The 21318-nt window shown below is 62.9% G+C and carries 20 protein-coding genes and 1 other RNA gene; 14 read left to right on the forward strand and 7 right to left on the reverse strand.

Features of this window, described 5'->3' with window-relative positions; genetic code table 11:
* Positions 1-111: 111 nt before the first annotated feature.
* The gene (locus ACFPQ5_RS20425) at positions 112-1146 is read right to left on the reverse strand and encodes a tyrosine-type recombinase/integrase (RefSeq protein ID WP_379760237.1); all 1035 of its coding nucleotides are present in this window, start codon (positions 1144-1146) and stop codon (positions 112-114) included.
* 336 nt (positions 1147-1482) lie between these two features.
* On the opposite strand from ACFPQ5_RS20425, the gene ACFPQ5_RS20430 reads away from it, so the two are divergent.
* The 3 genes from ACFPQ5_RS20430 to ACFPQ5_RS20440 all read left to right on the forward strand — a co-directional run bounded on the left by ACFPQ5_RS20430 (position 1483) and on the right by ACFPQ5_RS20440 (position 3421).
* Complete coding sequence (locus ACFPQ5_RS20430; protein WP_379760239.1) at positions 1483-2391, forward strand: DnaJ C-terminal domain-containing protein; 909 nt, start codon at positions 1483-1485, stop codon at positions 2389-2391.
* Positions 2392-2404: 13 nt separating this feature from the next.
* Entirely contained in the window at positions 2405-2719 is a 315-nt protein-coding gene (locus ACFPQ5_RS20435) for a MerR family transcriptional regulator (protein WP_379760241.1), read from the forward strand.
* An 87-nt stretch (positions 2720-2806) separates the two neighbouring features.
* Positions 2807-3421: a type 1 glutamine amidotransferase domain-containing protein gene (locus ACFPQ5_RS20440; protein WP_379760243.1), complete on the forward strand. Its 615-nt coding sequence runs from the start codon at positions 2807-2809 to the stop codon at positions 3419-3421.
* Between the two features lie 122 nt (positions 3422-3543).
* On the opposite strand, the gene ACFPQ5_RS20445 is transcribed toward ACFPQ5_RS20440, so the two are convergent.
* Positions 3544-3891 carry an MmcQ/YjbR family DNA-binding protein gene (locus ACFPQ5_RS20445; protein ID WP_379760245.1) on the reverse strand — a complete coding sequence of 116 codons (348 nt, stop codon included), beginning with the start codon at positions 3889-3891 and terminating at the stop codon, positions 3544-3546.
* Positions 3892-4147: 256 nt separating this feature from the next.
* On the opposite strand from ACFPQ5_RS20445, the gene ACFPQ5_RS20450 reads away from it, so the two are divergent.
* The 3 genes from ACFPQ5_RS20450 to ACFPQ5_RS20460 are packed head-to-tail and all read left to right on the forward strand — an operon-like array spanning position 4148 to position 6111.
* Positions 4148-5266: a C1 family peptidase gene (locus ACFPQ5_RS20450; protein WP_379760247.1), complete on the forward strand. Its 1119-nt coding sequence runs from the start codon at positions 4148-4150 to the stop codon at positions 5264-5266.
* 45 nt (positions 5267-5311) lie between these two features.
* Positions 5312-5761: a hypothetical protein gene (locus ACFPQ5_RS20455; protein ID WP_379760249.1), complete on the forward strand. Its 450-nt coding sequence runs from the start codon at positions 5312-5314 to the stop codon at positions 5759-5761.
* 47 nt (positions 5762-5808) lie between these two features.
* Complete coding sequence (locus tag ACFPQ5_RS20460) at positions 5809-6111, forward strand: protease inhibitor I42 family protein (RefSeq protein ID WP_379760251.1); 303 nt, start codon at positions 5809-5811, stop codon at positions 6109-6111.
* 293 nt (positions 6112-6404) lie between these two features.
* Here ACFPQ5_RS20460 and ssrA read toward each other — a convergent pair.
* From ssrA to ompA, 5 genes are all read right to left on the reverse strand, one after another.
* Positions 6405-6763, reverse strand: a transfer-messenger RNA (tmRNA) gene (gene ssrA, locus ACFPQ5_RS20465).
* A 170-nt stretch (positions 6764-6933) separates the two neighbouring features.
* Positions 6934-7578: a hypothetical protein gene (locus ACFPQ5_RS20470; RefSeq protein ID WP_379760253.1), complete on the reverse strand. Its 645-nt coding sequence runs from the start codon at positions 7576-7578 to the stop codon at positions 6934-6936.
* A 115-nt stretch (positions 7579-7693) separates the two neighbouring features.
* Positions 7694-8389: an HAD family hydrolase gene (locus ACFPQ5_RS20475; protein ID WP_379760255.1), complete on the reverse strand. Its 696-nt coding sequence runs from the start codon at positions 8387-8389 to the stop codon at positions 7694-7696.
* Positions 8390-8414: 25 nt separating this feature from the next.
* A complete protein-coding gene (gene ubiG / locus ACFPQ5_RS20480) occupies positions 8415-9116 on the reverse strand; it encodes a bifunctional 2-polyprenyl-6-hydroxyphenol methylase/3-demethylubiquinol 3-O-methyltransferase UbiG (RefSeq protein WP_379760257.1) in 702 nt (233 codons plus the stop codon).
* Between the two features lie 129 nt (positions 9117-9245).
* The gene (ompA, locus tag ACFPQ5_RS20485) at positions 9246-9959 is read right to left on the reverse strand and encodes an outer membrane protein OmpA (RefSeq protein ID WP_136219527.1); all 714 of its coding nucleotides are present in this window, start codon (positions 9957-9959) and stop codon (positions 9246-9248) included.
* A gap of 400 nt (positions 9960-10359) precedes the next feature.
* On the opposite strand from ompA, the gene gyrA reads away from it, so the two are divergent.
* The 8 genes from gyrA (at position 10360) to rpsA (ending at position 21315) form a co-directional block, all read left to right on the forward strand.
* Positions 10360-12975: a DNA gyrase subunit A gene (gene gyrA / locus ACFPQ5_RS20490; protein ID WP_379760259.1), complete on the forward strand. Its 2616-nt coding sequence runs from the start codon at positions 10360-10362 to the stop codon at positions 12973-12975.
* A gap of 75 nt (positions 12976-13050) precedes the next feature.
* Entirely contained in the window at positions 13051-14151 is a 1101-nt protein-coding gene (serC, locus tag ACFPQ5_RS20495; RefSeq protein WP_379760261.1) for a 3-phosphoserine/phosphohydroxythreonine transaminase, read from the forward strand.
* A gap of 206 nt (positions 14152-14357) precedes the next feature.
* Complete coding sequence (gene pheA / locus ACFPQ5_RS20500; protein ID WP_379760263.1) at positions 14358-15428, forward strand: prephenate dehydratase; 1071 nt, start codon at positions 14358-14360, stop codon at positions 15426-15428.
* A gap of 24 nt (positions 15429-15452) precedes the next feature.
* A complete protein-coding gene (gene hisC, locus ACFPQ5_RS20505) occupies positions 15453-16556 on the forward strand; it encodes a histidinol-phosphate transaminase (protein WP_379760265.1) in 1104 nt (367 codons plus the stop codon).
* Positions 16557-17462 carry a prephenate dehydrogenase gene (locus tag ACFPQ5_RS20510; protein ID WP_379760267.1) on the forward strand — a complete coding sequence of 302 codons (906 nt, stop codon included), beginning with the start codon at positions 16557-16559 and terminating at the stop codon, positions 17460-17462.
* Complete coding sequence (aroA, locus tag ACFPQ5_RS20515; protein WP_379760269.1) at positions 17459-18790, forward strand: 3-phosphoshikimate 1-carboxyvinyltransferase; 1332 nt, start codon at positions 17459-17461, stop codon at positions 18788-18790. Before ACFPQ5_RS20510 ends, aroA begins: the two co-directional genes overlap by 4 nt.
* A 43-nt stretch (positions 18791-18833) precedes the next feature.
* Positions 18834-19496 (forward strand): (d)CMP kinase, encoded by a 663-nt coding sequence (cmk, locus tag ACFPQ5_RS20520; RefSeq protein ID WP_379760271.1) that lies wholly within the window; start codon positions 18834-18836, stop codon positions 19494-19496.
* Positions 19497-19608: 112 nt separating this feature from the next.
* Positions 19609-21315 carry a 30S ribosomal protein S1 gene (gene rpsA / locus ACFPQ5_RS20525; RefSeq protein ID WP_136219519.1) on the forward strand — a complete coding sequence of 569 codons (1707 nt, stop codon included), beginning with the start codon at positions 19609-19611 and terminating at the stop codon, positions 21313-21315.
* Positions 21316-21318 lie beyond the last annotated feature (3 nt).

Raw genomic sequence — 21318 nt, forward strand, 5'->3', positions numbered from 1 at the left:
CAAGGCCGAACGCCTAAGAAAAGCCCTTAGCTTATGGCGGAGCTAAAGGCTTTTTTCACAACTGAGAAGGAAAATTATGGCTGCGGGTTTAGCACGTCCGCATGCACTTATTTAGCTTCCGTCGAAAACCGATACAGCATGTGCAGCAACTTCGCTGGGCATCGCATGCAGGTAGACAAGTGTACTGCTGATGTTTTTGTGGCCGAGGAACTGCTGTACCTTGCGAATGTCCATACCTGCCCGCAGAAGGCGAGTTGCAGCCGAATGGCGAAACGTATGGCTTGTGACTTTACCCGCTTCGAAGTCAACACCTGCACGTTTCGCCACCGTAGTCACCCACTGCGCGTGCGCTTTGTACGTCTCCGACTTCGTAGGGAATACCCAGTTGTCGATCTTGGTTGCGTAACGGCGTTCCAGAACGGCGCGCAGCGCCTTGGTCATCATTAGCAGTGTGTCATCCCCGTTTTTGAGGCGGCGAACAAGCACCGTGTTGTTCGCAAAATCGACATCTGACCAGCGCAAATTTTGAGCCTCGTTGATACGTGCTCCCAGGTGCAACAAGCACACAAGTACGTCTTGATTGTCCTGCCTCTGGGCATCGCTTGTTGCGGTCTTACCGGGGTACTTGGCGTTAGGGCAGGTTGCAGCAAGCATCGCAGCTTCTTCTTGCTCTGTGATGATGCGGAACCGGGTGCGCTTTGACTGCACACGGTCGAGTAGGGGACCGGGCGAAAGCTTGTTTGCCTTGCAGTGGTTGACTAGCGCATTCCAGTACGTGACAAACACCGAGACAGTGTTTTGCGCAGCGCCCTCAGCAAGGCGCCTGGTTACGACTGCTTGTACCTTATGCTTTTGCAGGGACTTCATTTTCTCGTTTGGCAGGGCGTTCTTCCAGTGTTGCATGTGCTGACTCGCCGAAGTGTAGCTGGGTAAGTGTTTGCGTTCACCCAGAAAGCTGTCGATTGCTTCGTACAGGGTTACGGGCCTTTCACCGTCGTAGACGACCGTCTTAACAGCTTCGTGTTCCCATTTCTTTGCCATGGTTTCGGCAAGCTTTTTGTCTTCGGTCTTTGTCGAACGGTTGAATAGCACCCCGTCTACCATCTTGCGCCAGTACCAAATTCCGTTCCGTTGATGCAGTGACATTTTGCTCCCTCCGCTAGTTGAAGCAGGACTGTTCGCGTACAAAATTTGTACAAAAAATTTGTACAAAACGCGCACAAAAACAGTATTGCTGAGGCCCGGAGGATGCAGTCAGGCAACAGTGGGATCAACAGTTTTGTGAGCGCCGCACAGCTTTTTTCAACGTAGGCGAGAGGAGACGCACCAGCACCTAAGCAGCCTCTTGCCATAGGAGGAAGCGCCCCTGTCGACGCCAAGGGTCTGGTAGTATCGAGTCAGTCGAACACCGTCGAAAGCGCTTTATTTTCCGGGCCGGTGACCCCATGTGAGGGCCAACGAGCAACCATCCGGGAGTGCACTGTGGAATACAAGGATTACTACGCGACCCTTGGCATCGACAGGGGCGCGAGCGCGGACGACATCAAGAAGGCGTACCGGAAAATGGTGCGCAAGTACCACCCCGATGTCAGCAAGCACAAGGACGCGGACGCGAAGACCAAAGAGATCAACGAAGCCTACGACGTTCTGGGCGACGCCGAAAAGCGCGCCGCCTACGACGCGCTCGGGCGTGGCCACCATGCCGGCGAGCAGTTCCATCCCCCGCCGGACTGGAGCGAGCACTTCGATTTCGGCGGCGCCGGCGCCGACGATTTCTTCGCTGACCTGTTCGCCCAGGCGGGCCGTTCGCGCCGCGGCGGCGGCTTCCAGATGCGCGGCGACGACATCCATGCCGCCATCACCATCGACCTGGCCGATGCATACCGCGGCGCCACGCGCACGGTCAGCCTGCGCGTGCCGAAGGCCGAGGGGCCGGGCCGCGCCAGCATGCAGGAAAAGACGCTCAGCGTGAACATCCCGCGCGGCGTGACGCCGGGCCAGCAATTGCGCCTGGCGGGGCAGGGCCACGAGGGCCATGGCGGCGCCGGGCCGGGCGACCTGTATCTCGAGATCCAGTTGGCACCCGATCCGCGCTATCGCATCGAAGGCGCGCACGTCTACGAGAACGTGCCGGTCACCCCTTGGGAAGCGGCGCTCGGCGGCAGCGTGGCCGTGCCGACGCCCTCGGGCACGGTCGAGGTGACGATCCCGGCCGGCTCGCAGAGCGGGCGCAAGCTGCGGCTCAAAGGCAAGGGCATTCCGGCCGGGACGCCAGGCGACCTGTACCTGATCCTGGACGTCGTTCTGCCGCCGGCCAACAGCGAGAAGGCGCGCGCGCTCTACCAGGCGATGGCGCGCGACCTCGCCTTCAATCCACGCACGACTGCTTGAGGAGGAGCGATCGATGTTTGCGAACCAGATTGTGACCGGCGTCCTGATCGACGACGTCGCCCTGGACATGGACGAGCTGGCCCGGGCCTGCCGGGTCGAGCCGGACTGGGTGGTGCGCCACGTGCAGGCGGGCGTGCTCGGCGAGGCGGCCTTGCAAACCGCTGCGCTGCGCTTTCGCAGCAGCGACCTGGCGCGGGCGCGCCGCCTGCTCGAACTGGAGCGGCATTTCGATGCCGACGAGGAGCTGGCGGCGCTCGTGATCGACCTCGCCGACGAGGTACGGCGCCTGCGCGCCCGCCTGCACGCGCTAGGCATTCGGGATACCTGAGAGGACACCTGAAGCGCGCGCCGTGCCCTGAGGCCTGCTCCTAGAATTGGTGTCAGATGAATCACTGACACACATCGAGGAGGTTATATGGATCAGGTAGAAGTACAAGAACCCGAAAAGGCGAACCGCCCGGCGCTTAGCGGCAAGCGCGTCGCCGTGCTGATGACGGATGGCGTCGAACAGGTCGAATACACGGGCCCGCGCAGCTTTCTCGAGCAGCAGGGCGCGCAGGTGATCCTGATTTCGCCGAAGGGCGTGGGCGAAGCGGTGCAGGGCATGAACCACGACGCCAAGGGCGATACCTTCGCGGTCGAGATGAATGTGAAGGATGCGCGTCCCGCCGACTTCGACGCGCTCGTGCTGCCGGGCGGCGAACAGAATCCGCTGGCACTGCGCAAGAGCGCCGAATCGATCGCCTTCATCCGCGATTTCTACGAGACCGACAAGCCGCTCGCCGCGATCTGCCACGCGCCCTGGGTGCTGATCGACGCGGGGATTGCGGAATCGAAGAACCTGACCAGCTGGCCGGAGATTCAGGACGATATGAAAAAGGCCGGTGCGGAATGGGTGGATCAGGAAGTCGTGATCGACGAGAAGCTGATTACGAGCCGCAAGCCGGATGATATTCCGGCGTTTAACGATGCGCTGCTGAAGGCGATGATGATTTCGCCGGATATGGCGGATATGGGGGCGTCGTCGTAATCTTGAGAACGCTGCACGGGACCGGACGTACTGACGTTCCGGCTCCCGTAGCGTGGGCACTCCGTGCCCACGCGGATTCAACGTACGAACCGCCACACGCGTAACGGCGCAACGCGGCTGCCTTACGCCCCGCTAATCTCCCGCTGCAACTTCTTCGTCAACTTCCCGAACACCAGCTCATACGACCTGCGCAACAACTGCGCGGCCTCCTCGTCGCCCAGCGCATTCGCATCTTCCACATATACCCACTTCGCCCGCGCCAGATACGGTGCCGGGATGATGCCCGGCCGGTCCGTCAGCTCGAGGAAGCGCTCGTCGTCGACCTTGAAGCTCATGCCGGTGGCTTCGCCCAGGTTGGTGACGGCGAACATCTTGTCGCCGACGGAGAACACCAGGTCGTTGTCCCATTTGGTGTCTTCGGTGGTGCCGGGGAAGGTGCGGCACAGGGATTTGGCGCGGTCAAAATTCATTTTCTTCTTTCACGTCAGGAATGGTGGTGCAGGTAAGGAATTTTATCCCGATCTCGCCAGCCACCCTCGGCATTGGGCTTGCCTGACAGGCTGTCGCCGGATTTTCGACTTCGGTCCCGTACATTCGTTCCGTCGATTCGGACGGCAGAAGGACTGCATCAAATGCAGCAGAAGTCGATTCGTGCGCCGCCCGGCTGAGCTCCTAGGATGCTTCGACCGGGGTATTTCGCTCCGGGTGAACGAACAGGAGGCTGTGATGGCGACAAATAATCATATTTCCCTGAAGGAGATCGAGGAGGCGCTCAGCCAGCAGCATGATCCATGGCAGGCAGGCGTGACCAGCATGTCGGCCTTGATGCCCGACGAGCAGCGTCAGCGCCTGGGCGTGAAGCCGCCGCCGGGCGAACTGACCAGCGAGCAAGTCGAGCAGCAGGCTCTGCAGCAACGCGACCAGATCAGGGCGAGCGCCCTGGCCCGCGGCATCAAGGCGCCGGCGGCTTACGACCTGCGCAATGTGGACGGCGCAAATTTCATCACCCCGATTACCGATCAACTCGACTGCGGCTCCTGCGTGGCCTTCGGCACCGTCGCCGCGGTCGAAGGGCGGCTGCGCAAGCAGCGCAACGACCCTGCGCTCGACGTCAACCTGAGCGAGGCTCACCTGTTTTTCGTGCATGCGCGCGCGCGCGGCTACAACTGCGATACCGGCTGGTGGCCGGCCGAAGCCTTCGAGGATTTCAAGACCAAGGGCGTCGTCGACGAGGCTTGCTATCCCTACGACCTGTCCAAGCGCGATGGCAGCGGGCTGTGCTCGGACGCCGCCCAGCGCCTGACCAGGATCAGCGGCTTCACGACCCTGACCGGCAAGCCGGCGGACATCAAGGAATGGCTGGTCAGCCGCGGCCCCGTGTCCGCGTGTTTCAACGTGTACGCCGACTTCTTCAGTTATCGCAGCGGCATCTACAAGCACGTGGCCGGCGAACTGCGTGGCGGCCATTGTGTTTCGATCATCGGCTATAACGACAATCCGGGCTACTGGATCTGCAAGAACAGCTGGGGCAAGAGCTGGGGCGACCAGGGCTTTTTCAATATCGCCTATGGCGAGTGCGCGATCGAAAGCTGGCAAAACCATGGTGCCGACGAGATCGTCAACACGGGCTGGCAGAACAATTCCCGGGTACTTGGCTTGTGGAGCATCGACCAGGACCGCAATGCCTGGGCCTACTTCCAGGCGCTGGGCTGGCGCAAGATTTCGACGGAGACGGACGCCGTTTTCTATCAGTTGCTGACGGACCTGATCTCGGCCAAGGCGGCAGCACGTCCCGTCAATTTTTACGAAGAGAACAGCGTGATCAAGCAGGTCTACGTCTTCTGACGTCCGTTGCTTGCATTCACCTGTTCAATGAAAGGAGACATGATCATGGCAGATGCACAACCAACCCTGATGCCTGAGCGTATCGACAGCGACAGCATCCAGTCACCGGGCGGTTCCACCAGCGCGCCGACCCAGTCACCGCCGGCGTTTGCCGGCGGTGGCGCATATGACACCTCAGCGGCAACCGGGGCACGCCTGATGTCGCCCCCGCCGGCGCTGCAGTCGGCGCCGACGCTGCCGACGAGCGGCAGCAGTATCGGCAGCGGCGTCTCGGCCTGGCAGAACAACAAGCAGATCGACGCGCTGTGGACCATCAACGAAGACCGCAATTCGTGGATAGGCGTCACCGGAGTCGGCTGGCGCAAGCTCGCTCCGGGTACCGAAACCTCGGTCATCGCGCTGAGTATGCTCGCAGCCCATGCGCGCAGCGTGAACGCTCCTGTTAATTACCGCGACGAAAGCGATAACCTCGTACATGAAATCTACGTGTGGTAAACCCGAAACGCGCCCGAAAGGGCGCTATTCGGAGGCAGGAGGGGACGATGATCGTCATCGATGAATCCGGGTGCGGCACCAGCATCGACCTGCCGGCGGGAGATACGCTGGTGGTCCGTCTTGCCGGTCAGGCGGCCACTGGCTACGTATGGGTTGTCGAGGAGGCGGGCGGGCTGGTGTTAAGCGATAAGCGCTACGTGAGCGGCGGGGATCGGCCTGGTGCTGCTGGCTATCATGAGTTTCGCTTCGAGGCAGGCGAAGCGGGAACGCATGTCCTGCGGTTCAAGCGTGGGCGTGAGTGGGAGGAGACGGCCGCTGGGCGGTGCGAGGTGGTGGTGAGGGTGAGGTGAGTCTAAGTGGCAGGGGCAAGTCTGATGTTCGGTACCTTGGTAGAAGCATGGCTGAGCGACGGAGCTGCGGAAAGCTGAAAATCGCTGCGCGATTTTCTATAGTCAGGCGAATCGGAGAGCCGTTGCGCCCGGAGGCGCAACGTCGCTCGCAGGCTCGTCGCTCGCGCGACTCGAAACCCCCGCTCGCCCCGCGTCCGTGCCGTCCGCGTGTCCGATTCCCGGCGCCGAAACGACACCGCACAAAGAACAATGCCCCGCCGGCTTTCGCCGGCGGGGCATTGTTCTTTGTGCGGTGGTGGAGGCGGCGGGAATCGAACCCGCGTCCGCAAGCACTCTACAGACAGTTCTACATACTTAGCACTATCATTTAATTTGACCGGCACGACGGGGATGTGCACCCTGCGTACCAGCGAGTTACCTTAAGTTTCGGAAGCAACCAAGTAACCCGGTTGAGTCCTAGCCTCTGTAAATGACTCTACTTGCCTTGCGGCCCACCCCAGAGGCGAGGTAGTGTAGAGCTAGCAGCAATTAAGCTGCGAGTGCGTACGAGTTATCGTTTGCAGTTATTGATTTCTGGATGTATTTACGAGGTAACCAGTCCTCGGTATGCCCTGCGCTGCTTTGCAACCCACGTCGAAACCAGGTCGCCCCCAACGAAATTACATTGTACTCCAAACGTGAGGCGTTTGCAGGGGCTCAGGACGGCTCGCCCCGTGGCGTTACGATCTGTTTCAAAGTGGTGTGCCATAGCCGCCACAACCAAAGATGGTCGGGTGTTTCACGGCACGTAAACCGGCGTGGGCACGGAGTGCCCACCCTACGTTATTGCCCGTTGCGCTTGGCGACTTCGTTGCCGATGTAGCCGCCGCCGATGATGCCGGCGAGCGTGGCGAGCTTCTTGCCGTTGCCGCCGCCGACCTGGTTGCCGATCAGGCCGCCGATGACGGCGCCGGTGCCGATGCCGACGTAGTTCGGCTGGGCGGGTGCCGGGGCCGGGGCCTGGCGGTAGGTCGGCTCGGCGTAGCGGACCGGCTGCGGAGCAGGGCGGTGCTCGACGACGCGGCGTTCGACCACGCGCTCCACGACTTTCGGCTTCTGGACCACGGTCTTCACCGGCGCGGCTCCCTGCTTGACGATCACCGTCGGGGCGTTCGGCGTTTGCACGTAGGTCGTGGTGCCGGGGGCGGCGCTGACGACCATCGGAGCCGCTTGAGCAAACTGAGCCGGCGCGGCGCCATACTGGGCCTGGACCTGGGTGGCGGCTTGCAATTGGTTCGCGGCAACCGGTGCGGCCAACGGCAGGGCGGCGGTCGGGGCCAGCACGGCTTGCTGCGGCTCCGGGGCGCTGCGCGAGGAAGGCAGCATGCCGGTGATGGCGGCGGCGCCGGTCAGGCTGACGATGACCACCGATACGGCTGCGGCGGCCATCAGGGGATGAATGCGGGTGGCGGTTGCGGTGGTGTTCATGTTCTGCTCCATCGTTGTTGCGTTGTCGATGGATGCAGAATACGGAAGTGGACAGTTACACGGTAGACAGAAACCCGTATCAGTCGTAAGAAGATGTAAAGGCGAGATGTAAGTATCACGCCCCGGCTGCAACAGGCGCCACGCTGCGCAGCAACTCGAGCAGGTCGAGCGGGGTGCCGCACAGGTAGTCGGCGCCCCAGGTCTGCGGTTCGATCGCGCCGCAATAGCCCCAGGCGCAGGCCACCGTCGGCATGCCGGCCGCGCGGCCGGCTTCGATGTCGCGCAGGTCGTCGCCGACGTACCAGCATTCCTCCGGCGCCAGGCCGAGGCGGCGCGCGCCTTCCAGCAGCGGCGCCGGATGGGGTTTCGCATGCGGCATGGTGTCGCCCGAGACGATGCAGCCGGCGTGCGCCAGGCCGATCTGCGGGATCAGCGGGTCGGTGAAGCGCGCCGGCTTGTTGGTGACGACGCCCCAGCTCATGCCGGCATCCTCGATGCCCTGCAAGAGTGCGGCGATGCCCTCGAATAGCCCGCTCTCGACCGCCATGAATTGCTGGTAGCGGTCGAACCAGGCCAGGCGCAATTCCTCGTAGCCCTCGTCGCCCGGCGCCAGGCCGAAGGCGGCGCCGATCATGCCGCGGGCGCCGGCCGAGGCGGTCGGGCGCAGCACGCTGTAGGGAGTGGGCGCCAGGCCGCGCTCGGTGCGCAGCCAGTTGACGGCGGCGGCGAGGTCGGGCGCGGTGTCGGCCAGCGTGCCGTCGAGGTCGAACAGGACGGCACGCGGTGCCTGGATCAGGGCAGGGGAAGTCATCGAATCGAGAGGCTAAAAGGCTTGATTACAGAGGCTTGGTGCAGGCCACCATGTAGTTCACATCGGTGTCGTTGTTGAGCGAGTAGATCTTGGTCAGCGGGTTGTAGCTCAGGCCCTTCATGCCGTCGACCTGCAGGCCGGCCTGGCGCATGAATTGCGACAGTTCGGCCGGCGTCAGGAACTTGCCGTAGTCGTGGGTGCCGCGCGGCAGCATGCGCAGCACGTACTCGGCGCCGATCACGGCCAGCAGATAGGCCTTCGGGTTGCGGTTGATGGTCGAAAAGAACAGCTTGCCGCCCGGTTTGCACAGTGCGGCGGCTGCGCGCACGATCGAGGCCGGGTCCGGCACGTGTTCCAGCATTTCCATGCAGGTCACGACGTCGTACTGGCCGGCTTCCTCGGCCGCCATGTCTTCGGCCGCGATCAGTTTATAACGGACCTCGACGCCCGATTCCAGGCCGTGCAGGTCAGCGACCTTCAGGGCCTTTTTCGACAGGTCGATACCGGTCACTTTGGCGCCCTTTTTCGCCATCGATTCGGACAGCACGCCGCCGCCGCAACCGATGTCGATGACCTTCTTGCCGGCCAGGGGCGCGCGGGCGTTGATCCATTCCAGGCGCAAGGGGTTGATTTCGTGCAGCGGGCGGAATTCGGAGGTGGGGTCCCACCAGCGGTGGGCCAGCTCGCTGAACTTGCTAATTTCGAGGGGATCGGCGTTCGTAGTCATAGGTCGGAATAATAGCGGGAAAGTTTGCGCCGTGACGGACGCACGGCGAAAAAGTTGCTGTAGGGGGATGTACGACTCAGGGCGAAAAAAAACCCCGCCGCAGCGGGGTTCTTCCTTACCGCTGGCAGATTACTGCTGGCGGGTACGGGTACCGACGACTTCGATCTCGACGCGGCGGTTCTTCGCGCGGCCAGCCGAGCTCTTGTTGTCGGCGACAGGCTGCTTCTCGCCCTTGCCTTCGGTGTAGACGCGGTTGGCGTCGATGCCCTTGCCCTGCAGGTAGGCCTTGACGGCTTCGGCGCGGCGGATCGACAGCTTGTCGTTGTAGGCATCGGTGCCGATCGAGTCGGTGTGGCCGACGGCGATGATGACTTCCAGGTTCATGTCGCCCAGCTTCGAGGTCAGCTCGTCGAGCGAAGCCTTGCCTTCAGGCTTGAGGACGGCCTTGTCGAAATCGAAGAAGGCATCAGCCGAGTAGCTGACTTTCTCCGAGGTCGGGACCGGAGCTGGTGCAGGTGCCGGGGCTGGCGCAGGTGCCGGAGCGGCTTCGACCGGTGGCGGCGGTGGAGCGACGCACTTGCCGTTTTCCAGTTTTTCAGGCGGGACGCACAGAGGCGCGTCGCAGCCTGGGACCGCGTCGGCCGGGGTCCAGTAGCCGGTACGCCAGCACAGACCGAAAGGATCGCGCGCGATCACGCCGCGGCTGTCCTGGACGTACGCGCTGTACGGCTTGTTCGCCTGGATGTCGGTCGTCAGCGGCGCGTATGGCGGCGCGCTCTGTGCGAACGCGCTGCCAGCCATCGCTGCGGAAGCTGCGAGCATGAGGGTTGCAATCTTCTTCATCTTATTTGTTCCTTTCGGTTTTATATCTTTTCGTTGCGAAACTTTTTCTATTCACGACAACGTAGGCAGAATATTAACACCATGTGCCGCCGTGTTCGTTTCACATTGCGAAACATGCAATTAACTTCTCGGCCATTTTGCCACATTCGCTACACATCCGCACGACAGTGCTCTGCGCAATGATGGTGCATGTATTTTGTTGCGTTGTTTCTGTACCACAACCTTGCAGTCGGGTCCGCTAGCTTGACGAAGTTTTATGACATGCATGTGTCAAAACAACAATTCGACAAGAACAAGCGATGGATTGCCTCTTCGGCAAATGTCGCCCACTGTATAGGTGCATGGTAGAATCATCCGTTGGAACTCATAACCATTAGCCTGAAAGCAGTCGACCCGCCCAATGGATCAATTCGCAAAAGAAACAGTCCCTATTTCCCTCGAAGAAGAGATGCGCAAGAGCTACCTCGATTACGCCATGAGCGTGATCGTGGGCCGTGCGCTGCCGGATGTGCGCGATGGCCTGAAGCCGGTGCACCGCCGCGTCCTTTACTCGATGCATGAGAGTAACTACGCGCACAACCGCCCGTACGTGAAGTGCGCGCGCGTGGTCGGCGACACCATGGGTAAGTACCACCCGCACGGCGACTCGTCGATCTACGACACGCTGGTGCGCATGGCCCAGGATTTCTCGCTGCGCTACACGCTGGTCGATGGCCAGGGCAACTTCGGCTCGATCGACGGCGACAGCGCCGCGGCAATGCGTTATACCGAGTGCCGCCTGGACAAGATCGCCAGCGAACTGCTGGCCGACATCGACAAGGACACGGTCGACTACCAGCCGAACTATGACGGCAAGGAAAAAGAGCCGACCGTCCTGCCGACCAAGATCCCGAACCTGCTGATCAACGGTTCGTCCGGTATCGCGGTCGGCATGGCGACGAATATCCCGCCGCACAACCTGGCCGAAGTCATCAACGGCGCCCAATTCCTGCTGCGCAATCCGGAGTGCAGCATCGACGAGCTGATCGAGCTGATCCCGGCGCCGGACTTCCCGACCGCCGGCATCATCTACGGCGTCTCGGGCGTGCGCGACGGTTACCGCACCGGCCGCGGCCGCGTCGTGATGCGCGCCAAGACCCACTTCGAAGAGTATGGCAAGGATGGCGGCCGCATCGCGATCATCATCGACGAGCTGCCGTACCAGGTGAACAAGAAGTCGCTGCTCGAGCGTATCGCCGAGAACGTGCGCGACAAGAAGCTCGAAGGCATCAGCGACATCCGCGACGAGTCCGACAAGTCGGGCATGCGCGTGGTTATCGAACTGAAGCGCGGCGAAGTGCCGGAAGTGGTGCTGAACAACCTGTACAAGCAGACCCAGCTGCAAGACACTTTCGGCATGAACATGGTGGCGCTGGTCAACGGCCAGCCGAAGCTGCTGAACCTGAAGCAGATGCTGGAATGCTTCCTGTCGCACCGCCGCGAAGTCGTCACGCGCCGTACCGTGTTCGAACTGCGCAAGGCGCGCGAACGCGGCCACATGCTGGAAGGCCTGGCTGTTGCACTGGCGAATATCGACGATTTCATCGCCATCATCAAGGCCGCACCGACCCCGCCGGTCGCGAAAGTGGAACTGATGCAGCGCGCCTGGGACTCGTCCCTGGTGCGCGAGATGCTGAACCGTACCGAAACCGCCGGCGCCGGCGGCATCGAGGCCTTCCGTCCCGAGCACCTGCCGAAGCACTACGGCATGCAGGTCGACGGCCTGTATAAGCTGTCGGACGAGCAGGCCCAGGAAATCCTGCAGATGCGCCTGCAGCGCCTGACGGGTCTCGAGCAGGACAAGATCGTCAACGAGTACAAGGAAGTGATGGCCCACATCGCCGACCTGCTCGACATCCTGGCCCGCCCTGAGCGCGTCACGACCATCATCAGCGACGAGATGGTCCAGATCAAGAACGACTACACGGAGAACGGCAAGGACGCGCGCCGCTCGGCCATCGAGCACAACGCCAACGAGCTGGAAACCGAAGACCTGATCACGCCGCAGGACATGGTGGTCACGCTCTCGCACACCGGCTACATGAAGTCGCAGCCGATCGCCGAATACCGCGCCCAGAAGCGCGGCGGCCGCGGCAAGCAGGCGATGGCGACGAAGGACGAGGACTGGATCGACCAGCTGTTCATCGCCAACACCCACGACTACATGCTGTGCTTCTCGAACCGCGGCCGCATGTACTGGCTGAAGGTGTGGGAAGTGCCGCAGGGTTCGCGCAACTCGCGCGGCAAGCCGATCGTGAACATGTTCCCGCTGCAGGACAACGAGAAGATCACCGTCATCCTGCCGCTGTCGGGCGAGAACCGGACCTTCCCGGAAGACCATTACGTCTTCATGTCGACCTCGCTCGGTACCGTGAAGAAGACGCCTTTGCGCGACTTCAGCAATCCACGCAAGGCCGGCATCATCGCGGTCGACCTGGACGAGGGCGACTTCCTGATCGGCGCCGCGCTGACCGACGGCCAGCACGACGTGATGCTGTTCTCGGACGGCGGCAAGGCCGTGCGCTTCGACGAGAACGACGTGCGTCCGATGGGCCGTACCGCGCGCGGCGTGCGCGGCATGAACCTGGAAGAGGGCCAGAACGTGATCGCGCTGCTGGTGGCCGAGAACGAGCAGCAGTCGGTGCTCACGGCAACCGAGAACGGCTTCGGCAAGCGTACCCCGATTACCGAGTACACCCGCCACGGCCGCGGCACCAAGGGCATGATCGCGATCCAGCAGTCCGAGCGTAACGGCAAAGTCGTGGCTGCGACCCTGGTCGACGCCAACGACGAGATCATGCTGATCACGACCGGCGGCGTCTTGATCCGCACCCGCGTGGCCGAGATCCGCGAAATGGGCCGCGCCACGCAAGGCGTCACGCTCATCGCGGTCGAGGACGGCACCAAGCTCTCGGGCCTGCAACGCGTCGTCGAGACGGACCTCGAAGAGGTCGAGCTCGAAGCGGCGCCGGAATAAGCCGAAAAAACGCCACTCCTGCGGGGGTGGCGTTTTTTTTCGTACAATGGAACACTTCCGCCTACTCTTCCTCGCATGACCCAGGTATTCAATTTTTCAGCAGGACCCGCCGTCCTCCCCAAGGAAGTGCTGCAGCAGGCCGCCAGCGAGATGCTCGACTGGAACGGCAGCGGCATGTCGGTGATGGAGATGAGCCATCGCGGACCGGAATTCATCTCGATTTATAAACAGGCCGAAGCCGACCTGCGCGAGCTGCTGGCGGTCCCGCCGAACTATAAAATCCTGTTCATGCAGGGCGGGGGACTGGGGCAGAATGCCATCATCCCGATGAACCTCGTCGGCCGTGTACAAGGTCGTGCCAATGCGCCGGCCGTGATCGACTTCGTGCACACTGGGTCGTGGTCCGGCAAGTCGATCAAGGAAGCGGCGCGCTATGCGCAAGTCAAGGTCGCGGCATCGAGCCAGGCCGAGCGCTTTACGCGCGTGCCTGCGCCCGATACCTGGAAGCTGACCGAAGGCGCGGCTTACCTGCACGTCTGCACCAACGAAACCATCGACGGCGTCGAATACAACTTCGTGCCGCGCGCATTGGGCGACGTGCCGGTGGTGGCGGACATGTCCTCGCACATCCTTTCGCGCCCGATCGACGTCTCGCAGTACGGCGTGATCTTCGCCGGCGCCCAAAAAAATATCGGTCCGGCCGGGCTGACCCTGGTGATCGTGCGCGAGGACCTGCTGGACCACGCGCTGGCGATCTGCCCGTCCGCCTTCCACTGGAAAAACGTGGCCGAGCACGAATCGATGTTCAATACGCCGCCGACCTATGCGATCTACATCGCCGGGCTGGTGTTCGCGCACCTGAAACGGCAGGGTGGCGTGGCGGCGATGGAAGCGCGTAATATCGAGAAGGCGCGCCTGCTGTACGAGGCGCTCGACCGTGACGACTTCTACAGTAACCGCGTCGAGCATTCATGCCGCTCACGCATGAATATCCCGTTCTATTTACGCGACGAATCACTGAATGAGCAATTCCTGGCCGGCGCGAAGGCGCGCGGGCTGCTGCAGCTGAAGGGCCACAAGTCCGTCGGGGGCATGCGGGCATCCATCTACAATGCGATGCCGATCGAAGGGGTGCAGGCCCTGGTCGATTATTTGAACGAGTTTGCGGGGCGGTAATGCCTAGCCACGGCCTTCGCAGGCCAAGGACCGTAGGGTGGACTCCCGAGTCCACGCGTGATACGGATCGGCTCCGCTCTCGTGCGCGATGAGCTCGCCAGCGCGTATCACCGCGTGGACTCGGGAGTCCACCCTACGGTCGCGAATGATCGCATGTCGCCGCCAACGCAAACGACGATAAAACAAGCAGCCATTTATCAGCAACCATGACAGACAAACTCCTCCCCCTGCGCCAGCAGATCGACGCCATCGACGCGCAAATCCTCGACCTGCTCAGCCAGCGCGGCCGCATCGCCCAGGAAGTCGGCCACGTGAAGGCCGAAACCAACGCCCCCGTGTTCCGTCCCGAGCGCGAAGCGCAAGTGCTGCGCGGCGTCGCCGACCGCAATCCCGGTCCGCTGAAGGACCAGGACGTGCAGACCATCTTCCGCGAAGTGATGTCCGCCTGCCGCGCGCTGGAAAAGCGCGTCACCGTCGCCTACCTGGGCCCGGCCGGCACCTTCAGCGAACAGGCCGTCTACCAGCACTTCGGCCGCGCCGTCGAAGGCCTGCCATGCGCCTCGATCGACGAGGTGTTCCGTGCGACGGAGGCGGGCACCGCCGACTTCGGCGTGGTCCCGGTTGAGAACTCGTCTGAAGGCGCGATCAACCGCACCCTCGACCTGATGCTGGCGACCACCACCGTCATCAGCGGCGAAGTCTCGATCCCCGTGCACCACAGCCTGATGAGCAAGACCGGCAGCATGGACGGCGTGACGGTTGTCTGCGCCCACTCGCAGGCCCTGGCCCAGTGCCAGGTCTGGCTCAACCTGCACCACCCGAAGGTCGAGCGCCGCGCCGTGGCCTCGAATGCGGAAGCGGCCGTGATGGCCAGCCAGGATCCGTCGGTGGCCGCGATCGCCAGCGAGATGGCGGGGCAGCAGTATGGCCTCGGCGTGGTGCAGGCCCACATCCAGGACGATCCGCACAACCGTACGCGCTTCGCCGTCATCGGTTCGCTCGAGACGAACCGTTCCGGCCGCGACCGCACCTCGCTGGTGCTGGCCGTGCCGAACCGCGCCGGCGCCGTCTATAAACTGCTGGCGCCGCTGGCGACGCACGGCGTGTCGATGACGCGCTTCGAATCGCGCCCGGCGCGCATCGGCACCTGGGAGTACTACTTCTATGTCGACGTCGAGGGCCATCGCCAGGACGAATCCGTCACCCGCGCGCTCGCCGAGCTGCACGACAACGCCGCCTTTTTCAAGCTGCTGGGTTCCTACCCGGTCGGCCTCTAATTTTTTACTTATCGAGTCCAGTCCATGTCGAAATTCGGTCCAGAATACGTCCGCGCCATCGCCCCTTACCAGGCCGGCAAACCCATCGCTGAAGTCGCCCGCGAGTTCGGTCTCGACGAGGCCAGCATCGTCAAGCTCGCCTCCAACGAGAATCCCTTCGGCGTGCCCGAGTCGAGCAAGGCCGCGATGGCGCAGGCCGCCGCCGATCTGGGCCGCTACCCGGATGCCAACGGCTTCGAATTGAAAGCCGCGCTGGCCAAGCGCTACGACGTGCCGGCCGAGTGGATCACGCTCGGCAACGGCAGCAACGACATCCTGGAAATCGCGGCCCACGCCTTCGTGCAAAAGGGCGAGTCGGTCGTGTTCGCGCAGTACTCGTTCGCGGTGTACGCGCTGGCCACGCAGGGCGTGGGCGGGCGCGCGATCGTCGTCCCGGCCGTGAACTACGGCCACGATCTGCCGGCGATGGCCGCCGCGATCGAAGCCGACACCAAGCTGGTCTATGTCGCCAATCCGAACAACCCGACCGGCACCTTCATCGGCGCCGAAGAGATCGAGGCCTTCCTGGAAAAGGTGCCGAGCAACGTCGTCGTCGTGCTGGACGAGGCCTATAACGAATACCTGGCGCCGCAGTATCAGTTCGAATCCGCGAACTGGGTGCGCAAGTACCCGAACCTGATCGTCTCGCGCACCTTCTCGAAGGCCTACGGCCTGGCCGGCCTGCGCGTCGGTTTCGCGATCGCGCAGCCGGAAGTGACCGACCTGATGAACCGCATCCGCCAGCCTTTCAACGTCAATTCGCTGGCCCAGGCGGCGGCGATCGCGGCGCTGAACGACAAGGAATTCCTGGAGAAGGGCGCGCGTAACAATGCCGAAGGCTACAAGCAGATGACCGCCGCTTTCGAGGAACTGGCCCTGGAATACGTGCCGTCCTTCGGCAACTTCGTGCTGGTGCGCGTGGGCGACGATGAGCAGGCCGGCGCGCGCGTCAACCTGGCGCTCCTGAAGCTCGGCGTGATCGTGCGTCCGGTCGGCGCCTACGGCCTGCCGCAGTGGCTGCGCGTCTCGATCGGCCTGCCGCAGGAGAACGCGGCCTTCATCGAGGCCCTCAAGAAGGTCTTGGTTTAAATGCTGGGCAAGGTCGTCGTCGTCGGCGTCGGGCTGATCGGCGGCTCGTTTGCGCTGGCCCTGAAAAAGGCCGGCGCGGCGCGCCAGATCGTCGGCATGGGACGCTCGCAGGAAGCGATGGCGCGCGCGCTGGAGCTGGGCATCGTCGACAGCGTCACCGACTCGCCGGAAGAGGCGATGGCGGGCGCCGACCTGGTGCTGCTGGCCGCGCCGGTGGCGCAGACGGGGCCGATCCTGGCTTCGCTCGCGCCCTTCCTGGACATCGGCACCGTGGTCACCGACGCCGGCAGCACCAAGTCGGACGTCGTCGCCTCGGCCCGCGCCGCGCTGGGCGGCAAGGTCAGACAGTTCGTGCCGGCGCATCCGATTGCCGGGCGCGAATCGAACGGTCCCGATGCCGCGCTGGCCGAGCTTTACCAGGGCAAGAAGACGGTGATTACGCCGCTGCCGGAAAACGATGCCGGCGACGTCGGCCTGGTCGCCGCCGCCTGGCGCCTGTGCGGCGCGATCATCCACACGCTGACGCCGCAAGAGCACGACCGCGTGTTCGCGGCCGTGAGCCATCTGCCGCACCTGCTCGCCTTCGGCCTGGTCGACGACATCGCCAACAAGCCGCACGCCGACCTGCTGTTCCAGTATGCCGCCAGCGGCTTTCGCGACTTCACGCGCATTGCCGGCTCCTCGCCCGAAATGTGGCGCGACATCAGCCTGGCGAACCGCGATGCGCTGCTCACCGAGCTCGATGCATATCTGGCACAATTGACCATATTGCGCGCACACCTGGCCGCGAGCGACGGACCGGGACTGGAAGCCATCTATACGAATGCGCAGCGCGCCCGCCGCGCGTGGAGCGAGGCCATCGAGACAGCCGAGCCTCCACCGCCGACACTTCAGGAACCCGAATGACGCAGTCCAAACACTACCCCCAGCACATCGACCTCGAGCCTGTCATGCACGCCGAGGGCACGGTGCGCCTGCCGGGCTCGAAAAGCATCTCGAACCGCACGCTGCTGCTGGCCGCGCTGAGCGAAGGCACGACCACGATCCACGACCTGCTCGCTTCCGACGACACCATGGTCATGCTGGGCGCGCTGCGCTCGCTGGGCATCGTCTGGGACGAGGTCGACGAACGCACCATCGTGGTGCATGGGCAGGGCGGCGTGTTGCCGAACGGTGAAGCGGACCTCTTCATGGGTAATGCCGGCACCGCGATCCGTCCGCTGACGGCGGCCCTGGCCGTGATCGGCGGCGACTACACCCTGCACGGCGTTTCGCGCATGCACGAGCGTCCGATCGGCGACCTGGTCGACGCCCTGAACGAGATCGGCGCCCAGATCGAGTACACCGGGGAGCAGGGCTTCCCGCCGCTGCGCATTCGCCGTGGCCACATTCATGCGAATCGCATGTCGGTGCGCGGCAATGTGTCGAGCCAGTTCCTGACTGCTTTGTTGATGAGCGCGCCGCTGATGGCGCGCGGCCATGCGGTGACGATCGACGTCGTCGGCGAGCTGATCTCGAAACCCTACATCGAGATCACCCTGAACCTGATGCGCCGCTTCGGCGTGACGGTCGAGCAGAACGGCTGGGCATCGTTCACGGTGCAGCCGGGCCAGAAATACGTTTCGCCGGGCAGCATCCACGTCGAGGGCGACGCGTCCTCGGCGTCCTACTTCCTGGCGGCCGGCGCGATCGGCGGCGGGCCGGTGCGGGTCGAGGGCGTGGGCCAGGACAGCATCCAGGGCGACGTGCGCTTCGCCGATGCGCTCGAGCGCATGGGCGCGACCGTCACCCGCGGCGACAACTGGATCGAGGCGCGCGGCAATGGCGTCTTAAAAGCCATCGACGCCGACTTCAATCACATTCCCGATGCGGCGATGACGATCGCTGTGGCCGCGCTGTACGCCGACGGCACGAGTACCCTGCGCAACATCGCCAGCTGGCGCGTGAAGGAAACCGACCGCCTGGCGGCGATGGCGACGGAGTTGCGCAAGGTCGGCGCCACGGTGGAGGAGGGTGCCGACTACATCCGCATCACCCCGCCCGAGGAGCTGCTGCCGGCCACGATCGATACCTACGACGACCACCGGATGGCGATGTGCTTCTCGCTGGCCGCCCTGGACGGCAAGGCGCGGCGCGGCAACGCGATGCGCATCAACGATCCGAAATGCGTCGCCAAGACTTTCCCCGATTACTTCGAAGCGTTCGCATCGATTGCGCGCAACGAATTGTTCTAAGCGCGTATCGTCTACGCGTCTGCAACTCTAGAGATAACAACAAATGCCCAATTCTCACATCCCCGTGATCACCATCGACGGCCCGACCGCTTCCGGCAAGGGCACGGTCGCGGCCAGGGTCGCCGACCGGCTCGGCTACCACCTGCTCGATTCTGGCGCCCTGTACCGCCTGACGGCCCTGTCCGCCATGCGCGCCGGCGTGGCGCTGGACGACGAGCAGGGCGTGGCCGCACTGGCGCAGGAACTGCCGGCTTCCTTCTCGAATGGCGACATTTTCCTCGCCGGCGAAGAGGTGGGGGCGCTGATCCGGGCCGAGGAAGTGGGCAACAATGCCTCGAAAATCGCCGCCATCCCGAGCGTGCGCCAAGCCCTCTACGCCCTGCAACTGGGCTTTCGCAAGGCGCCGGGACTGGTGGCCGACGGGCGCGATATGGGCACCGTCATTTTCCCGAATGCACGCCTAAAAGTGTTTCTGACGGCCAGCGTCGAAGCCCGTGCCGAACGCCGATATAAGCAATTGATTGGCAAAGGAATTTCTGCTAATATGGAAGGTCTGCTGGCGGATTTGCAGGCGCGCGACGAACGCGATACCCATCGCACCGTCGCCCCGCTGGTCCCGGCAGAGGGCGCGTACATCCTCGATACGTCGGATATGACGGTCGATGAAGCGGTGGAGCAAGTGCTCCATTGGCATACGCTGCTTTAAGTTGTTTGTTTTGGTGCTCGTGATGGTGAATTGGCCCGCGAGCGTTGTTTTAACCTGACCCAGTTCAGAACCGCACTTTCGCCGGTCCTGCTGGCTAACCTGTAAATAACTCATGTCTACTGCAACCAATCAAGATTCCGGTATGGAAAGCTTCGCAGCCCTCTTCGAGGAATCGCTGTCGCGTCAAGATATGCGCTCGGGCGAAGTCATTTCCGCTGAAGTCGTGCGCCTGGATCACAACTTCGTGATCGTCAACGCCGGCCTGAAGTCGGAAGCCTTCATTCCGGTCGAAGAATTCAAGAATGACCAGGGCGAACTGGAAGTCCAGATCGGCGACTTCGTTTCCGTGGCCATCGAATCGCTCGAAAACGGTTTCGGCGATACCATCCTGTCGCGCGACAAGGCCAAGCGCCTGGCATCGTGGCTGGCTCTGGAAAAAGCAATGGAGTCGGGCGAGATCGTCACCGGCACCGTCAACGGCAAGGTCAAGGGCGGCCTGACCGTCCTGACCAACGGCATCCGCGCATTCCTGCCGGGTTCGCTGGTCGACACCCGTCCGGTCAAGGACACCACCCCGTTCGAAGGCAAGACCCTCGAATTCAAGGTCATCAAGCTGGACCGCAAGCGTAACAACGTCGTGCTGTCGCGCCGCGCCGTCATCGAAGCATCGATGGGCGAAGAGCGCCAGAAGCTGATGGAAACCCTGAAAGAAGGCACCGTGGTTACCGGCGTCGTCAAGAACATCACCGACTACGGCGCGTTCGTGGATCTGGGTGGCATCGACGGCCTGCTGCACATCACCGACCTGGCATGGCGTCGCGTGCGTCACCCGTCGGAAGTGCTGTCGGTTGGCCAGGAAATCACCGCCAAGGTCCTCAAGTACGATCAGGAAAAGAACCGCGTCTCGCTGGGCGTCAAGCAGCTGGGCGACGATCCATGGACCGGCCTGTCGCGTCGTTACCCGCAAGGCACCCGCCTGTTCGGTAAAGTCACGAACCTCACCGACTACGGCGCGTTCGTCGAAGTCGAGCAGGGCATCGAAGGCCTGGTGCACGTGTCGGAGATGGACTGGACCAACAAGAACGTGGCCCCGAACAAAGTCGTGCAGCTGGGCGACGAAGTCGAAGTCATGGTCCTGGAAATCGACGAAGAGCGTCGCCGTATCTCGCTGGGCATGAAGCAGTGCAAGGCGAACCCATGGGACGACTTCGGCATGACCCACAAGAAGGGCGACAAGGTCAAGGGTTCGATCAAGTCGATCACCGACTTCGGCGTCTTCATCGGCCTGCCAGGCAACATCGATGGCCTGGTCCACCTGTCGGACCTGTCGTGGACCGAAGCCGGCGAAGAGGCAGTGCGCCGCTTCAAGAAGGGCGACGAGCTGGAAGCCGTCGTTCTGGCGATCGACGTCGAGCGCGAGCGTGTCTCGCTGGGCGTCAAGCAGCTGGAAGGCGACCCGTTCAACAACTTCGCCGCACTGAACGACAAGGGTTCCCTGGTCACCGGTACGGTCAAGTCGGTTGAGCCGAAAGGCGCCGTCATCGCCCTGAACGAAGAAGTCGAAGGCTACCTGCGCGCTTCGGAAATCTCGCGTGACCGCGTGGAAGACGCCGGCACCCACCTGAAAGTGGGCGACAAGGTCGAAGCTCTGGTCATCAACATCGATCGCAAGGCTCGCAGCATCCAGCTGTCGATCAAGGCGAAAGACAGCGCTGACACCCAGGAAGCGATGAGCAAGCTGGCTTCGGACAGCAACGCCGCTTCGGGCACGACCAGCCTGGGCGCTCTGCTCAAGGCCAAGTTCGACAACAAGGGCTGATTT

The organism is Massilia suwonensis, from assembly GCF_042655665.1.
Classification (GTDB): Bacteria; Pseudomonadota; Gammaproteobacteria; order Burkholderiales; family Burkholderiaceae_D; genus Telluria; species Telluria suwonensis.

Excerpts from the sequence above, each read along its gene's own strand:
- ACFPQ5_RS20425 (WP_379760237.1), bottom strand. The coding sequence starts at position 1,146 with ATGTCACTGCATCAACGGAACGGAATTTGGTACTGGCGCAAGATGGTA.
- ACFPQ5_RS20435 (WP_379760241.1), top strand. The coding sequence starts at position 2,405 with ATGTTTGCGAACCAGATTGTGACCGGCGTCCTGATCGACGACGTCGCC.
- ACFPQ5_RS20440 (WP_379760243.1), top strand. The coding sequence starts at position 2,807 with ATGGATCAGGTAGAAGTACAAGAACCCGAAAAGGCGAACCGCCCGGCG.
- ACFPQ5_RS20445 (WP_379760245.1), bottom strand. The coding sequence starts at position 3,891 with ATGAATTTTGACCGCGCCAAATCCCTGTGCCGCACCTTCCCCGGCACC.
- ACFPQ5_RS20450 (WP_379760247.1), top strand. The coding sequence starts at position 4,148 with ATGGCGACAAATAATCATATTTCCCTGAAGGAGATCGAGGAGGCGCTC.
- ACFPQ5_RS20455 (WP_379760249.1), top strand. The coding sequence starts at position 5,312 with ATGGCAGATGCACAACCAACCCTGATGCCTGAGCGTATCGACAGCGAC.
- ACFPQ5_RS20460 (WP_379760251.1), top strand. The coding sequence starts at position 5,809 with ATGATCGTCATCGATGAATCCGGGTGCGGCACCAGCATCGACCTGCCG.
- ACFPQ5_RS20470 (WP_379760253.1), bottom strand. The coding sequence starts at position 7,578 with ATGAACACCACCGCAACCGCCACCCGCATTCATCCCCTGATGGCCGCC.
- ACFPQ5_RS20475 (WP_379760255.1), bottom strand. The coding sequence starts at position 8,389 with ATGACTTCCCCTGCCCTGATCCAGGCACCGCGTGCCGTCCTGTTCGAC.
- ubiG (WP_379760257.1), bottom strand. The coding sequence starts at position 9,116 with ATGACTACGAACGCCGATCCCCTCGAAATTAGCAAGTTCAGCGAGCTG.
- ompA (WP_136219527.1), bottom strand. The coding sequence starts at position 9,959 with ATGAAGAAGATTGCAACCCTCATGCTCGCAGCTTCCGCAGCGATGGCT.
- gyrA (WP_379760259.1), top strand. The coding sequence starts at position 10,360 with ATGGATCAATTCGCAAAAGAAACAGTCCCTATTTCCCTCGAAGAAGAG.
- serC (WP_379760261.1), top strand. The coding sequence starts at position 13,051 with ATGACCCAGGTATTCAATTTTTCAGCAGGACCCGCCGTCCTCCCCAAG.
- pheA (WP_379760263.1), top strand. The coding sequence starts at position 14,358 with ATGACAGACAAACTCCTCCCCCTGCGCCAGCAGATCGACGCCATCGAC.
- hisC (WP_379760265.1), top strand. The coding sequence starts at position 15,453 with ATGTCGAAATTCGGTCCAGAATACGTCCGCGCCATCGCCCCTTACCAG.
- ACFPQ5_RS20510 (WP_379760267.1), top strand. The coding sequence starts at position 16,557 with ATGCTGGGCAAGGTCGTCGTCGTCGGCGTCGGGCTGATCGGCGGCTCG.
- aroA (WP_379760269.1), top strand. The coding sequence starts at position 17,459 with ATGACGCAGTCCAAACACTACCCCCAGCACATCGACCTCGAGCCTGTC.
- cmk (WP_379760271.1), top strand. The coding sequence starts at position 18,834 with ATGCCCAATTCTCACATCCCCGTGATCACCATCGACGGCCCGACCGCT.
- rpsA (WP_136219519.1), top strand. The coding sequence starts at position 19,609 with ATGTCTACTGCAACCAATCAAGATTCCGGTATGGAAAGCTTCGCAGCC.